This is a genomic window from Streptomyces durocortorensis (genome assembly GCF_016901035.1).
Taxonomy (GTDB): domain Bacteria; phylum Actinomycetota; class Actinomycetes; order Streptomycetales; family Streptomycetaceae; genus Streptomyces; species Streptomyces durocortorensis.
In genome coordinates, this window is record NZ_JAFEUF010000119.1 from 7,983 (window position 1) to 21,526 (window position 13,544).

Here is a 13,544-nt window from a genome sequence, read left to right on the forward strand (position 1 = left end):
CACCCCCCCCGCCCCCGCCCCCCCCGGCGCGGGGGGGCGGGGGGGGGGGCGCGCCCCGGGCCCCCCCCCCCCCCGCCCCCCCCCCCCCCCCCCCCCCCCCCCCCCCGACGGTGCGGCCTCAGCCGCCGAGCGCACCGCCCGCGCCGCCTGCTTCGTCCGCGGCGAGCGGGTCGGTCCTCAGGTGGATGACGCCGTAGTCGTAGGCGTGTCGCCGGTAGACGACGCTGGGCTCCTTCGTCTCGGAGTCGACGAACAAGTAGAAGTCGTGGCCGACCAGTTCCATCTCGTAGAGCGCCTGGTCGAGCGACATCGGTGCGGCGGTGTGGGTCTTCTCGCGCATGACGAGCGGCCCTTCGCCCTGTACTTCGAGCGAGCCGATCTTCGTGGTGGGGACGGGCGCCGGCGACTGATCGCCGACCAGCTCACCGTCCTCGTCGAACGAAGCTACGCCGGGGACCACGTCCCCGACCTCGGCAGCCGACAGGCGGCCGTTGCCTCGGCGGCTGTAGCGCTTGTCGTGCTGCTTGCGCAGCCGGGCCTCCAGCTTTCCGGTGGCCAGGTCGAGCGCTGCGTAAGGGTCGCCCGCCGCCGCTTCCGCCCGGATGACCGGTCCCCGGGAGTGGAGCGTGATCTCCACCCGGTCGGAACGGTCGGCCTGACGGGGATTCGGCTCCTTGGACACCTCGACGTCGACGCTGATCACCTTGCCGTCGAACTTCTGGATCTTGTCCAGCTTCAGCTTCTCGGCCACGTGCTTGCGGAACCGCTCGGGCACCTCGGTCTTGCGGCCCTTGACGACGATGTCCACGCAGAACTCCGTTCCCGGATCGCCCCGCTCAGCGGCGGGGCATCTCCCTTTTGCACCAGGCCCCGGAGATCACCAGGGCCCTCGGACTCGGTGGCTTTCGCCTCCTCCTCCCCCGCCGGAGGGATCGCAATCCCACCGACTTTGCGTGCTCTCCTACCGGTGAGTTACCTGCCCGAAACCTGATGGTGCATTCATCGAGGTCCGGCATTCACCGTTCCTCACAACCGAACATAGCCTGCACAGCGGGGTCTCGGCACCCGCTACTGGCGCGTACCTCCATTCAGGGGGTATTGCCCTCTCATTACCTGCAACGATGCAGGTTCTCGGTCAGTTCCGGTTTATTTCGAAGGCGGAGGGAGAGGCTGCCACGACCGCCGCCCGGCACGCTCCGTGCCCGGAGGGCTCCCGACCGGCGCCGTACGCCTCGCCGACGGCACGTGCCGCCTCCGCCAGCGTCGAACCCGTCGTCAACAGATCGTCGACCAGGATCACCCGGCCGTGACGGAGAGGGCCGTCCCGGAGGAGTCGTCCGCCCTTCGCCGTCAGCTCCAGTGCGCCGGCCAGGTTCGCCCGCCGCTGCCGCGCCCCGAGTCCCGACTGATCGGCGACCGCGCGCCGCTGCCGGAGCAGCGGAAGCACCCGGGCCGGCAGACCCGCGCGCCGCAGCTCCCGCGCGGCCGTGGCGGCGATCCTGCGCACCGGGTCATGGCCGCGCGCCGCGGTCGCGGAACGCGCGGAGGGCACGGGGACCAGCAGCAGAGGCCCCGCGAGACGCGAGGCTCCCGCACCGCCCGGCTCCCCCGTCCCGGCCCGTACGCAACCCGCCAGGGCCCGCCCGAGCGCCCCCGCCAACCCGAGTGCCCCGCGCTCCTTGTGGGCCAGCAGAACCGCGCGTACGGCGTTCTCGTACGGCGCGGCCGCGTACACCGCCGGAAGCCCCGGAGGCCGGGGCGAGGGCCGGACCCGGCGGGCGGGGCCGCCGTGCAACGCCGCCCGGCAGGCCGTGCACAGCTCGGCGCGCGGGCTGCCGCAGCCGGCACAGGCCACCGGCACCAGCAGCCCGGACAGCTCCTGCCACACGTTCCGCATGACCTCACTGTGCCGGGCCGGCCAAAACCGAACCACCCCTGTGGAAAACCCCGGAGGCGGGCGGATCCGCCCCCGGCCACCGGATCAGCCGGGGTAGACCAACGACGTGCCCTTCTTGAGCACCGTCTGCCAGTTGTCCCCCGGCGAGAGCTTCACTATGCCGTCGCCGACGGTCTCCGCCATCAGCGGCAGCAGCTCGTCGTCCGCCGCGGCGACCGACTGGACCTGGTTCACGCCTGGAAGCGCCCCCGAGGCCGACGTGGAGCCGTCCGCCTGCACGTAACGCACCTGCTGGACGCCGCCCTCCTCCTTGCCGACCACCACCAGACGGCTGCGTCCCGACCAGGAGATGGCCGACACGTCCGTGAGCTGCGGTGCGGCCTGGCGCAGGTCCTCGACCGAGATCTCGGGCGCCACGGAGGACCCCCGGCGCTCGACCCGGCCGATGTTCAGCGTCGTACGGCCGTCCTTCGTCAGCAGCAGAGCGATCCGCACCCCGTCCGCGGACATCCGCAGCTCCTCGATCCGGGCGCCGTCGAGGCCGGGCACCCGGACCTCCTGCGGCTCCCCCGTACCCCCGGCCAGCCGCAGCAGCCTGGGTCCTGCCGGGTCACGGTCGGCGACCCACAGGTCGCCGCGACCGTCCCAGCTCGGCGGCGACAGCCGGTCGGCGGTCTTCTTCGCCTCACTGGTGACGAGGGGTTCGGCCAGTTCGGCCCCCGTCTCCAGGGAGGACACATACAGGTGCTGCCCCTGGGAGGAGATCGCGGCGGCCCGCTCTTCGTCCCGGGCCACCCCGACAGCGCCCATCGGGACGGTGCCCACGCCGAGGGGGCCGCCCACGGGCTCGGGCGTTCCGGTGCCCTCGGTGGAGCCGGGGATCCGCTCCACCTGGCCCTTCTCGTTGATGAAGTACTGGCTGTCGGCCCCGTCCGAGCCCCGGTCGGCGGAGAACTCCGGCGCGTCGTCGGCGTCCAGTGCGCAGAGCCGCCCCTCGCCGCCCTCCAGTTCCACCTTCTCGACCCGGGCCGAGGTCAGGTCCCGGAGCGTGTACAGCACCTGGGCGGCCATCATCCGGCAGGCGCTCCGGCCCACCGTGTCGGCCTTCTGGTTGAGCGGCACCTTCAGGACGTTCTGATCGTCCGGCGCCAGCGCGGTGACGCCCTTGCGCAGGGCGGTCCCCGTGGGGAAGCGGGAGTCGACCACGGGCCGCAGCCAGTTGGTCGGCCCGGCGAGCAGCGTCCTGACGGTCTGGGTGGCGGTGTCCATGCGCGTGACCGGATCCGTACGGTTGCGTACGTAGACGGGGTCCGCGACGAGCGTGGACCGGCCGTTCGTGCGCCCGGTGGCGTAGTAGTACTTGTTCACGGAGCGGTAGAGCCGCTTGAAGTCGGACTGCCCGAGGACCAGGCCGTCCGGCACGATGTCGATGCGCCACTCCTTCTTCCCCTCCGCCACCTGTTCCAGCACCAGATGCAGGGTCTGGGAGTAGGCGGTGGGCGCGAGCGGCTGGTAGGAACTCTGGGCGTCGACCGCCGCGACCTTCTCGCCGGTCAGCGTGTAGGTCGTCTCCCGGTCCCGGGTGGCCCGGCTGTCCTCGTCGTGGAGCAGGGGGCCGCTGCGGTTGGGGGCCTGGGCCAGGACCGTGGTGCTCCCGCTCGGCTGCCAGGTGCGCCGGGCGTCCGCGCTCAGATACTTCCGCGTGGTCGCGAACGCGGGATCGTCGCTGGTCATCGACTCCAGGAAGCCGTCGACGATCTCGCTGGGCGGCGCGCCGTCCCTGGGCGCCACCGCGTACACCTGCACCTGGGAGTCCCCGGGCTGCGAGGCGTCGACCGCCTTGACGTCCCCGGTCACCGGCATCGAGCCGCATCCGGCCAGCACGACGACGCCGCAGCCGAGCAGCGCGGTCATCCGCACCGCCCGTCCGTGGCCGCCCGGACGGCGGTCAGTACCCACGAGTGGTGTCCTCCTGGTCGGAATTCTGTACGCCGCCGCCCACGCGTCCACCGGGACGTTCCTGGGCCTGGCGCGCCACGACACGTGCTCCGTTGCCGGGCAGCGCGGCGGGGTGCACCGACGAGGGGGCGCCGTTGCGGACTGCGGGGCCGCGACCGGGCACGGGCAGCGGCGAACGCTGGCCCGCCCCGGGCTGGGGCGGCACGGACATCAGCCGGTGGTCGTCCGACGTACCCGACCCGGCCTCGTCGCGCTCCCGGTTCTCCCGGTTGCGCCGCGAGTCCTCGGGCTCCAGCGGTATCGGCGAACCGCGCAGGGGCTCGTCCGCCGTACGCGGCAGGGTCAGCCGGAACTGGGAGCCGCCGCCGGGCTCGCCCCAGGCCTGGAGCCAGCCGCCGTGCAGCCGGGCGTCCTCGACGGCGATGGAGAGGCCGAGACCGGTCCCGCCGGTCGTGCGGGCGCGTGCCGGGTCGGCGCGCCAGAACCGGTTGAAGACCCGGGTCGCCTCGCCGGGCTTGAGCCCGACGCCGTAGTCCCGGACGGCCACGGCGACCGCGCCCTGGGCCACGCCCATCCGCACCACGACGTCCCGGCCCTCGCCGTGCTCGACGGCGTTGACCACGAGGTTGCGCAGGACGCGTTCGACGCGGCGGGCGTCGGCCTCGGCGATCACCGGCTGGTCGTCGCCGACGACGAGGATCCGGGTGCCCTTGCGCTCGGCGAGCGGCTCGGCGCCGCCGATCACCCGGTGCACCACCGTCCGCAGGTCTATCGGCTCGGCCTCCAGGGCCGCGGCGCCCGCGTCGAAGCGGCTGATCTCCAGCAGATCGGCGAGCAGCGACTCGAACCGGTCGAGCTGGTCACCCAGCAGCTCGGCGGAGCGTGCGGTGACGGGGTCGAAGTCGGCGCGGGCCTCGTGGATGACGTCGGCGGCCATCCGCACGGTCGTGAGGGGGGTCCGCAGCTCGTGCGAGACGTCGGAGACGAAGCGCCGCTGCATCCGGGAGAGCTCCTCCAGCTGCTGGATCTTCAGCTGGAGGTTCTGGGCCATCTTGTTGAAGGCCTCGCCGAGCCGGGCGATGTCGTCCTCGCCGGTGACCTTCATGCGTTCCTGGAGCTTGCCGGCGGAGAGCCGCTCGGCGATGCCGGCCGCCATCCGTACCGGTGTGACGACCTGCCGCACCACGAACCAGGCGATGGCCCCGAGCAGCACGACGACGAACAGTCCGGCGGTCGCCAGGGTCGTCTTGACCAGGGACAGGGACTTCTCCTCCTGCGTGAGCGGGAAGAGGTAGTAGAGCTCGTAGGGCTGCTGATCGATGTCGTAGAGCCGCTTGCCGACGACGAGCCCCGGCTGCGACTCGTTGCCGTACGAGTACCGGATCAGGGAGTACGTCTGGAAGGCGCCCTGCCCCTTGCTCACGTTCTGCCGCAGGCGCTCGGGCACGCTGGACGCCTCGACGCTGCCGGAACCGCGCGCGGCACGGCTGCCCGCCCCCTCGGTCACGGAATCGGCGCTGAGCGCCACCACGTTGAAGGCGTTCTTGCCGCCGCTGGCGAGCTGGTCGACGAGCTCGGTGCGCCAGGAGGTGCTGTTTGTCATGCCGTCGGCGCCCTCGCTCCCCTGGCCGCCCGGGGCGAGGGGGGCGTTCGCCTTCTCCTGGGCCGCGGCGAAACCGCCGGCGGCCTGGGTCTGGGCGGCCTTGCTCTTGGCGTCGAGCAGGCCGTTGCGCACCTGCCCGATGACGACGAAGCCGAGCAGGAGCACGACCCCGATCGACATCAGAAGGGTGCCCGCGACGACGCGGAGCTGCAGGTTGCGCCGCCACAACCGGACGGCCGGCAGCAACGGACGGCGCACCCACCGCATCAGCAACCGCGGTACGGGCCCGCCGGGCGTCCGGTCCTCGAACAACCGGCCGCCCTGCAGGAAACGGCTCATACGTGACGCCTTCCGTCCCGGGCCGGCAGCCCGCTCCGTACGGACTCCCGGCTCCCCGGGCCCCGGAGCAGCACTGCCTCCGGCCATCTCAGCTCGGTCCGGCCTTGTAGCCGACACCTCGGACCGTCACCACGATCTCCGGCCGTTCCGGGTCCTTCTCGACCTTGGAACGCAGACGCTGGACATGCACATTCACCAGGCGGGTGTCGGCCGCGTGCCGGTAACCCCACACCTGCTCCAGCAGGACCTCACGGGTGAAGACCTGCCACGGCTTACGGGCGAGCGCGACCAGCAGGTCGAACTCCAGCGGAGTCAGGGCGATCGACTGCCCCTCCCGCTTCACGGAGTGGCCGGCCACGTCGATGACCAGGTCACCGATGGTCAACTGCTCCGGCGCGGGCTCTTCGGACCGCCGCAGACGTGCCCTGATCCGGGCGACCAACTCCTTAGGTTTGAACGGCTTGACGATGTAGTCGTCGGCCCCGGATTCCAGGCCGACCACGACATCGACGGTGTCGCTCTTGGCAGTGAGCATGACGATCGGCACACCGGACTCGGCCCTGATCAGCCTGCACACCTCGATGCCGTCCCTACCGGGCAGCATGAGGTCGAGCAGCACCAGGTCCGGCTTGGCCTCACGAAATGCGGCCAGTGCCTTGTCGCCGTCCGCTACGAACGACGGCTCGAAACCTTCTCCACGCAGCACAATCCCGAGCATCTCGGCCAGTGCGGTGTCGTCGTCGACGACAAGGACGCGTCCCTTCATAATCGACATCATCCCATTAGCTAATCGTTACCTGCGATGACCTGGCACACAGCTCCGCCAGTCCGACCCCCGTGACCGGGGAAATCGCACCCTCCTCGGTGACGATCGCCGTGATCAGTTCCGGCGGCGTGACGTCGAAAGCCGGGTTGTACGCCGGGGCCCCGAGGGGTGCGACGACCATCCCGCCTCCGCCGCCGGCCGATACACCCTGTGGCGGTGTGAGCTCCGTCACTTCTTTCCCGGAACGCTGCTCGACGATGATCGATGTGCCGTCCGAGGTCTCCAGATCCACGGTCGTCGTCGGCGCCACCACGATGAAGGGCACGTGGTGGTACTTCGCGAGCACGGCCAGCGGATAGCTCCCCACCTTGTTGGCCACCGAGCCGTCCGCGGCGATGCGGTCGGCGCCTATGAGCACCGCGTCGACCTCCCCCGCCGCGAGCAGGGAACCCGCCGCGTTGTCCGTGAGCAGGCTGTACGCCAGACCGTTCCGCGCCGCCTCGTACGCGGTCAGCCGGGCCCCCTGGAGCAGCGGCCGCGTCTCGTCGACCCACAGCCGTCGCAGCCGACCCTGCCGGTGCACCCGCAACGCCACCGCGAACGCCGTCCCCTCGCCCCCGGAGACCAGCGCCCCGGTGTTGCAGTGGGTCAGCAGCTGGTACGCACGGCCCGGCAGCAGCTCCTCCAGCAGCGCCTCGCCGTACTCGGCCATACGCCTGCTGGCCTGCGCGTCCTCCCGGTCGAGTGCGCGCGCCTCGGCCAGCGCGGCCGCAGCGGCCGCCTCGTCACCCTCCCCCTTCCCGGCAGCCTCCCAATAGGCAGCCGCCACCCGCCGCACCCCGTAACCGAGGTTCACCGCGGTGGGCCGCGCCCCCTCCAGCAGTCCCGCCGCCTCCGCGACGTCGAAGCCCCTCGCCGCCGCGAGCGCCACCCCGTAACCCCCGGCGATCCCGAGCAACGGGGCCCCGCGGACCGCCAGCGTCTGGATCGCCCGCACCAGTGCGGGAACATCGGTGCACACCAGCTCGACCTCCTCGGCGGGCAGCCGCGTCTGGTCGAGAAGCACCAGCACGGGACCTTCCGGAGGCTCGTCCCAGCGGAGTACGGAAAGCGCGGGGGGCTCGAAGCCCACCGATGATTGCGCGTCCTGATCAGCCATCTGTCCAGTCTGCCCGCTGAGGCACCCGCATATGAAGGCGCGAACGAGATGGAGCGGCTGGTCCGCCCCGGACCGGCGCGTGGCACGATGGCTGCCAACCTGCCGCCCCGATGAGCGGTCAGGACGGTGAAGGAGCGAGAATGAACGACTCTCCGGGCTGGGCGTCGCCCGGATCTGCCCCCTCCGACGGCAAGGAGACGGCGATCCCCCGCCCCTCCGACCCCCAGGACGGAAGCGGCCCGACGGGACAGTGGTCCCCCGAGCAGCCGCCCCCCGGGCAGTGGTCCCCACCGAGCAACCCCGGCAGCGGCCCCGGAACGCGGCCGCCCGCACCCGGCTGGGGCGGCGGCCCGCAGCGACAGGGCTGGGCAGGACCGCCACCGGCCGCGAAGCCCGGCGTCATCCCGCTGCGGCCCCTGAGCCTCGGTGAGATCCTCGACGGCTCCGTGTCCGCCCTGCGCGCCCACTGGCGTACCGCACTCGGCTTCAGCCTGGCGGTCTCGGTGGTCACCCAGATCGCCGTCGTCCTCCTGCAGCGCTACGTGCTTCCGGAACCGACCTCCGTCGACCCGAACGCCACCGGCTCCGAGGCTCTGCGCCAGGCCACCGATTCGGCCCGCTCGACACTGCTCTCCCTGGCTCCGGCCTCCCTCCTCTCGATGATCGCCACGCTCTTCACCGCGTCGGTCGTCACCGTGGTCATCAGCCGCTCCGTACTGGGTCGTCCCACCACGCTCGCCGACTCCTGGGCCGAAGCCCGCCCCCGCGTCCTCCCGCTGCTCGGGCTGACCCTGCTGGTCTCCGTGATCATGGCCGCCATCATGGCCGTGGGCGTCGGCCCCGGCCTGTTGCTGGGCTCCGAGGCCGGAGCGGCACTCGCCTTCCTCGGCTTCGCCGCCGCCTGCGTCGTGATGCTCTGGCTGAACGTGAGCTTCGCCCTCGCCGCCCCCGCGCTGATGCTGGAACGACAGAGCATCGTGGCCGCGCTGCGCCGCTCGGCAAAGCTGGTCCGGGGCGCCTGGTGGCGCACCTTCGGGATCCTCGCCCTGACCTATCTGCTGACCTTCCTGCTGACGTTCCTCGTCTCCATTCCGTTCACCGCCATCGCGGTGATCGCCGACGGAACCGAGGTCAGCGACCTCTTCGGCAGCACCACCGCCTCCTTCGGCTGGCCCTTCCTCATCGTCACCGGCATCGGCGAAGTGATCGTCTCGACGTTGATCTACCCCTTCGTCGCCGGCGTGATGGCCCTCCTCTACATGGACCAGCGCATCCGCCGCGAGGCCTTGGACCTCGACCTCGCACGGGCCGCGGGCTTGCCCGGCTACGGCGTCGACACCCCCAGGAGCTGATGCGGTGTCGGGGGCGGGGGGCATCACCACAGCACGGCAGGACACCACGGCGGGCGACATACCCGTGGACACTCCACGTCTCCCCGCGCGGGAGGCGGCCGAGAGCGAACTGTCCAAGCCGATGTACCACGAGAACGACCCGAACTTCCTCCAGCGCGCCCTGAACCGGTTCTGGGACTGGATCGCCGGAGCCTTCGACGCCGCCGCAGGCGCCGCCCCCGGCGGCCCTGCCGGACTCGTCGTCCTGGTCGTCCTCGTGATCGGCCTCATCGCCGCCCTCTGGTGGCGGCTCGGCACCCCGCAACGATCCTCCCGGAGGGCGGACGCCCTCTTCGACAGCGACGGCTCCCGCAGCGCGGCCCAGCACCGCGCCGCCGCCGAAGCACACGCCGCGGCCCTGCGCTGGACCGAAGCCGTCCAGGAACGGATGCGCGCCATCGTCCGGTCCCTGGAGGAGCGTGCCCTGCTCGACCCCCGCCCCGGCCGCACCGCGGACGAGGCCGCGGCCGAAGCGGGCCGCACCCTGCCCGAGCACACCGCCCGACTGCGCACCGCCGCCCGGAGCTTCGACGACGTGACATACGGGGGCCGCACCGCGGACCAGCCGGCATACCTGGCCCTGCGCACCCTCGACCTCGAACTCGACGAGGCGAAGCCGCTGCTGCCCGGAACCTCCCGAGGAGCCACCGGATGACCGCGGCGACCACCACATCCCCCACCTCGACGGCGCCCACCCCCGGCCAGGTCTGGACCCGTACCCGAGGCATCCTGGCCGTCATCCTGATCCTCGTCGTCGCCGGCATCACGTTCGCCGTCGTACGCTCCGGAACGAACCACGGACAGCTCGACCCCCGCTCCGCGGACCCCAAAGGCAGCCGTGCCGTGGCCGAACTCCTCAAGGCACGCGGCATATCCGTCACCGTCGCCACCACTCTCGACGAGGCCACCGCCGCGACCGGCCCCGACACCACACTCCTGGTCGCCGGCCCGAACCTCCTGACCCGGTCGCAGCAGCTCCGACTGGCAGACGCGGCCTCCGCCTCCGCAGGACGCATCCTGCTGATCGCCCCGGGACCAGGGCCCACGAGCCGGCTCGCCCCCGGCGTCCGTGCCGAACCGCACCGGGCCGTCAGCGCTCTCGCCCCGGCGTGCGAGCTCCCCGCCGCCCGGCGGGCCGGCACGGCCGACATGGGCGGCACCCGCTACACCACCGAGAACCCCACCGCCGTCGCCTGCTACCCGAGCGCAGGCCGGCCCAGTCTGGTCGTCCTCCCGACCGGGCCGGGCGGCGACACCATCGTCCTCGGCTCCCCCGACTTCCTCCACAACGAGCGTCTCGACAAGCAGGGCAACGCCTCTCTCGCCCTGCAACTCCTCGGCTCCCGTCCCCATCTCGTCTGGTACCTCCCCTCTCTCACCGATCCATCCGCGACTACCGATGACGGCGCCCGCGGCAACGGGAACGAGGAACAGTCGGAGGGCGGAGCGAGGGACGAGGCAGCCGACGAGAGCAGCTTCCTCGACCTCGTCCCCTCCGGCTGGCTGTGGGGAACCCTTCAACTCGCCCTCGCCGCAGTCCTCGCCGCCGTCTGGCGGGCCCGCCGACTAGGCCCCCTGGTGACGGAGCGGCTCCCGGTGGCCATCCGAGCATCCGAATCCGCCGAAGGCCGCTCCCTCCTCTACCGCAAGGCCAACGCCCGCGACCGGGCCGCCGACGCCCTCCGAGCCGCCACCCGCACCCGCATCGCGCCCCTCGCCGGCGTGCCCGCCCGTGACGCCCACACCCCCGACGTCCTCCTCCCCGCTGTGTCCGCACGCATCACCGCCACGGACCGCGACCTCGGCACCCTCCTCTTCGGCACGGCTCCCACCACCGACGCCGCCTTGGTCCTCCTCGCCGATCAACTCGACGCCCTCGAAAGAGAGGTACGCACTTCATGAGCGCCCCGACCCCCGAGCCGGCCGAGCCCACGGTGCCCGCAGCGGCTCCCGTGAGGCCTGCGGAACCGGAGCCGTCCGACAGCGCCCGCGCTTCCTTGGAGGCTCTGCGCTCCGAGATCGCCAAGGCCGTCGTCGGCCAGGACCCCGCCGTCACCGGACTCGTCGTCGCGCTGCTCTGCCGGGGTCACGTACTGCTCGAAGGCGTGCCCGGAGTGGCCAAGACCCTGCTGGTCCGTGCCCTCGCCGCTTCACTCGAACTCGACACGAAGCGCGTCCAGTTCACCCCCGACCTGATGCCCAGCGACGTCACGGGCTCACTGGTCTACGACGCACGCACCGCCGAGTTCTCCTTCCAGCCCGGCCCCGTCTTCACCAACCTGCTGATCGCCGACGAGATCAACCGCACCCCTCCGAAGACCCAGTCCTCCCTCCTGGAGGCGATGGAGGAGCGACAGGTCACCGTCGACGGAACACCGCGGCCCCTGCCCGACCCCTTCCTCGTCGCCGCGACCCAGAACCCGGTCGAATACGAAGGCACCTACCCCCTCCCCGAAGCCCAACTGGACCGCTTCCTGCTCAAACTGACGGTTCCGCTCCCCTCGCGGCAGGACGAGATCGACGTCCTCACCCGTCACGCCGACGGCTTCAACCCGCGCGACCTGAAAGCCGCCGGGATAAAGCCCGTTGCCGGACCCGCCGATCTGGAATCAGCACGCGAAGCCGTCGCGAAGACGACCGTCTCCCCCGAGATCGCCGGCTATGTCGTGGATATCTGCCGTGCCACCCGTGATTCCCCCTCACTCGCCCTCGGCGTCTCCCCCCGAGGCACCACCGCGCTGTTGTCGACCGCCCGCGCCTGGGCCTGGCTGACCGGCCGGGACTATGTCATCCCGGACGATGTGAAGGCCTTGGCGCTCCCCACGCTTCGTCATCGCATCCACCTGCGGCCCGAGGCGGAGATGGAAGGAGTCACCCCCGACTCCGTCATCGCCTCAGTGCTCGCCCAAGTGCCCGTACCCCGATGAGGCGGTGACCATGGCCCTCACCGGACGTACGGCGCTGCTGGCCGCCCTGGGGTCACTCCCCGTAGGCATCCTCGCTCCCAGCTGGACCGGGATGCTCGCGGTCAATGCCCCGCTCTCACTGGCAATTCTGTGCGACTACGCCCTGGCCGCGCCAGTGCGCACGCTCCGATTCACCCGATCCGGCGATACATCCGTTCGACTCGGTGACGCGGCAGAAGTGCAACTGACAGTGACCAACACCTCGCGTCGGCGTCTGCGCGCCCAGCTGCGCGATGCCTGGCCCCCCAGCAGCTGGACCTCGGGCACCGAACGCCGCGCTTCCCGTCACACGCTGACGATCCCCGCCGGGGAGCGGCGACGCCTGGTCACCGTTCTGCACCCGACCCGCCGCGGCGAACGGCAGGCGGAACGCATCACGGTCCGCTCGTACGGCCCGCTCGGCCTCGCCGCACGCCAGGGCCAGCACCGGGCCCCGTGGACCGTACGGGTCCTGCCACCGTTCACCAGCCGCAAGCACCTGCCCTCCCGGCTCGCCAGGCTTAGGGAACTGGACGGCCGCACCAGCGTCCTGACACGCGGTGAGGGCACGGAGTTCGACAGTCTGCGGGCCTACGTGCCCGGGGACGACACCCGCTCCATCGACTGGCGGGCCACCGCTCGCCAGTCAGCTGTAGCGGTCCGGACCTGGCGCCCCGAGCGTGACCGGCACATCTTGATCGTGCTCGACACGGGGCGTACGTCGGCGGGGCGGGTGGGTGACGTCCCCCGCCTGGACGCCTCGATGGATGCCACGCTCCTCCTCACCGCGCTCGCGATGCGCGCGGGCGACCGGGTGAGCCTCCTCGCCTACGACCGCCAGGTCCGAGCCCGCGTCCCGAGCAGAACGGCCGCGGGCAATGTCCTGCCCACCGTCATCAACACCCTGGCCACGCTGGAGCCCGAGCTCATCGAGACGGACGCCCGCGGCCTGGCCAATGCGGCCCTCACCGACGCCCCTCGCGGTTCTCTGATCGTTCTCCTCACGACACTGGAGGCCGCCCCCATCGAGGAAGGGCTCCTCCCGGTGCTGCCGCAGCTCACCCAGCGCCACACCGTTCTTGTGGCCGCGGTATCCGACCCTCGGATCGAGGAAATGTCCGGCGCCCGGGGAACGGTCGACTCGGTGTACGGTGCGGCAGCCGCCGGCCAGGCCCAGGCAGACCGCCGGCGCACGGCCGACCGGCTCCGGCGCCACGGCGTCGTCGTCGTGGACGCCACTCCGGACAACCTCGCTCCCGCGCTTGCCGATACGTACCTGGCGCTGAAGGCCGCAGGTCGCCTCTGAGGAACCTGCGAAGACCGCCGGCTGTTTTGTTGCAGGGTTCTCTCTGCTCGCCGCCGGTCTTGCCTGGCCCTGAACGCAGGAAAGCCCCGCACCACAAGGGTGCGGGGCTTTCCCACAAAGGTTGTTCGGCGGCGTCCTACTCTCCCACAGGGTCCCCCCTGCAGTACCATCGGCGCTGA

Annotated in this window: 11 protein-coding genes; 5 read left to right on the forward strand and 6 right to left on the reverse strand. The window is 71.8% G+C overall.

What is annotated here, in order from left to right:
• Positions 1-118: 118 nt before the first annotated feature.
• The 6 genes from hpf to mtnA form a co-directional block, all read right to left on the reverse strand.
• The gene (gene hpf, locus JS521_RS21415) at positions 119-808 is read right to left on the reverse strand and encodes a ribosome hibernation-promoting factor, HPF/YfiA family (RefSeq protein ID WP_030802392.1); all 690 of its coding nucleotides are present in this window, start codon (positions 806-808) and stop codon (positions 119-121) included.
• Between the two features lie 327 nt (positions 809-1,135).
• Complete coding sequence (locus tag JS521_RS21420) at positions 1,136-1,897, reverse strand: ComF family protein (RefSeq protein WP_205084565.1); 762 nt, start codon at positions 1,895-1,897, stop codon at positions 1,136-1,138.
• Positions 1,898-1,981: 84 nt separating this feature from the next.
• Positions 1,982-3,817, reverse strand: a complete 1,836-nt coding sequence (locus JS521_RS21425; protein WP_504740019.1) for an LpqB family beta-propeller domain-containing protein — start codon at positions 3,815-3,817, stop codon at positions 1,982-1,984.
• A 28-nt stretch (positions 3,818-3,845) separates the two neighbouring features.
• Complete coding sequence (gene mtrB / locus JS521_RS21430) at positions 3,846-5,885, reverse strand: MtrAB system histidine kinase MtrB (RefSeq protein WP_205084566.1); 2,040 nt, start codon at positions 5,883-5,885, stop codon at positions 3,846-3,848.
• A gap of 1 nt (position 5,886) precedes the next feature.
• Positions 5,887-6,576, reverse strand: coding sequence for a two-component system response regulator MtrA (gene mtrA, locus JS521_RS21435; RefSeq protein WP_007448372.1), 690 nt, complete (start codon positions 6,574-6,576; stop codon positions 5,887-5,889).
• Between the two features lie 4 nt (positions 6,577-6,580).
• Positions 6,581-7,723: an S-methyl-5-thioribose-1-phosphate isomerase gene (gene mtnA, locus JS521_RS21440; protein ID WP_205084567.1), complete on the reverse strand. Its 1,143-nt coding sequence runs from the start codon at positions 7,721-7,723 to the stop codon at positions 6,581-6,583.
• Between the two features lie 140 nt (positions 7,724-7,863).
• Here mtnA and JS521_RS21445 point away from each other — a divergent pair, with 140 nt between their 5' ends.
• Genes JS521_RS21445 through JS521_RS21465 form a run of 5 tightly spaced genes read left to right on the forward strand, consistent with a single transcriptional unit; the run spans position 7,864 to position 13,365 of the window.
• On the forward strand, positions 7,864-9,075 hold the full coding sequence (locus JS521_RS21445) for a DUF7847 domain-containing protein (RefSeq protein WP_205084568.1): 1,212 nt from the start codon (positions 7,864-7,866) through the stop codon (positions 9,073-9,075).
• A gap of 4 nt (positions 9,076-9,079) precedes the next feature.
• The gene (locus JS521_RS21450) at positions 9,080-9,769 is read left to right on the forward strand and encodes a DUF4129 domain-containing protein (RefSeq protein WP_205084569.1); all 690 of its coding nucleotides are present in this window, start codon (positions 9,080-9,082) and stop codon (positions 9,767-9,769) included.
• The gene (locus tag JS521_RS21455; protein WP_205084570.1) at positions 9,766-11,016 is read left to right on the forward strand and encodes a DUF4350 domain-containing protein; all 1,251 of its coding nucleotides are present in this window, start codon (positions 9,766-9,768) and stop codon (positions 11,014-11,016) included. The genes JS521_RS21450 and JS521_RS21455 overlap by 4 nt, the downstream gene beginning before the upstream one ends.
• Positions 11,013-12,041, forward strand: coding sequence for an AAA family ATPase (locus tag JS521_RS21460; RefSeq protein WP_239487611.1), 1,029 nt, complete (start codon positions 11,013-11,015; stop codon positions 12,039-12,041). The genes JS521_RS21455 and JS521_RS21460 overlap by 4 nt, the downstream gene beginning before the upstream one ends.
• 10 nt (positions 12,042-12,051) lie before the next feature.
• Positions 12,052-13,365, forward strand: a complete 1,314-nt coding sequence (locus tag JS521_RS21465) for a DUF58 domain-containing protein (protein ID WP_205084571.1) — start codon at positions 12,052-12,054, stop codon at positions 13,363-13,365.
• Positions 13,366-13,544 lie beyond the last annotated feature (179 nt).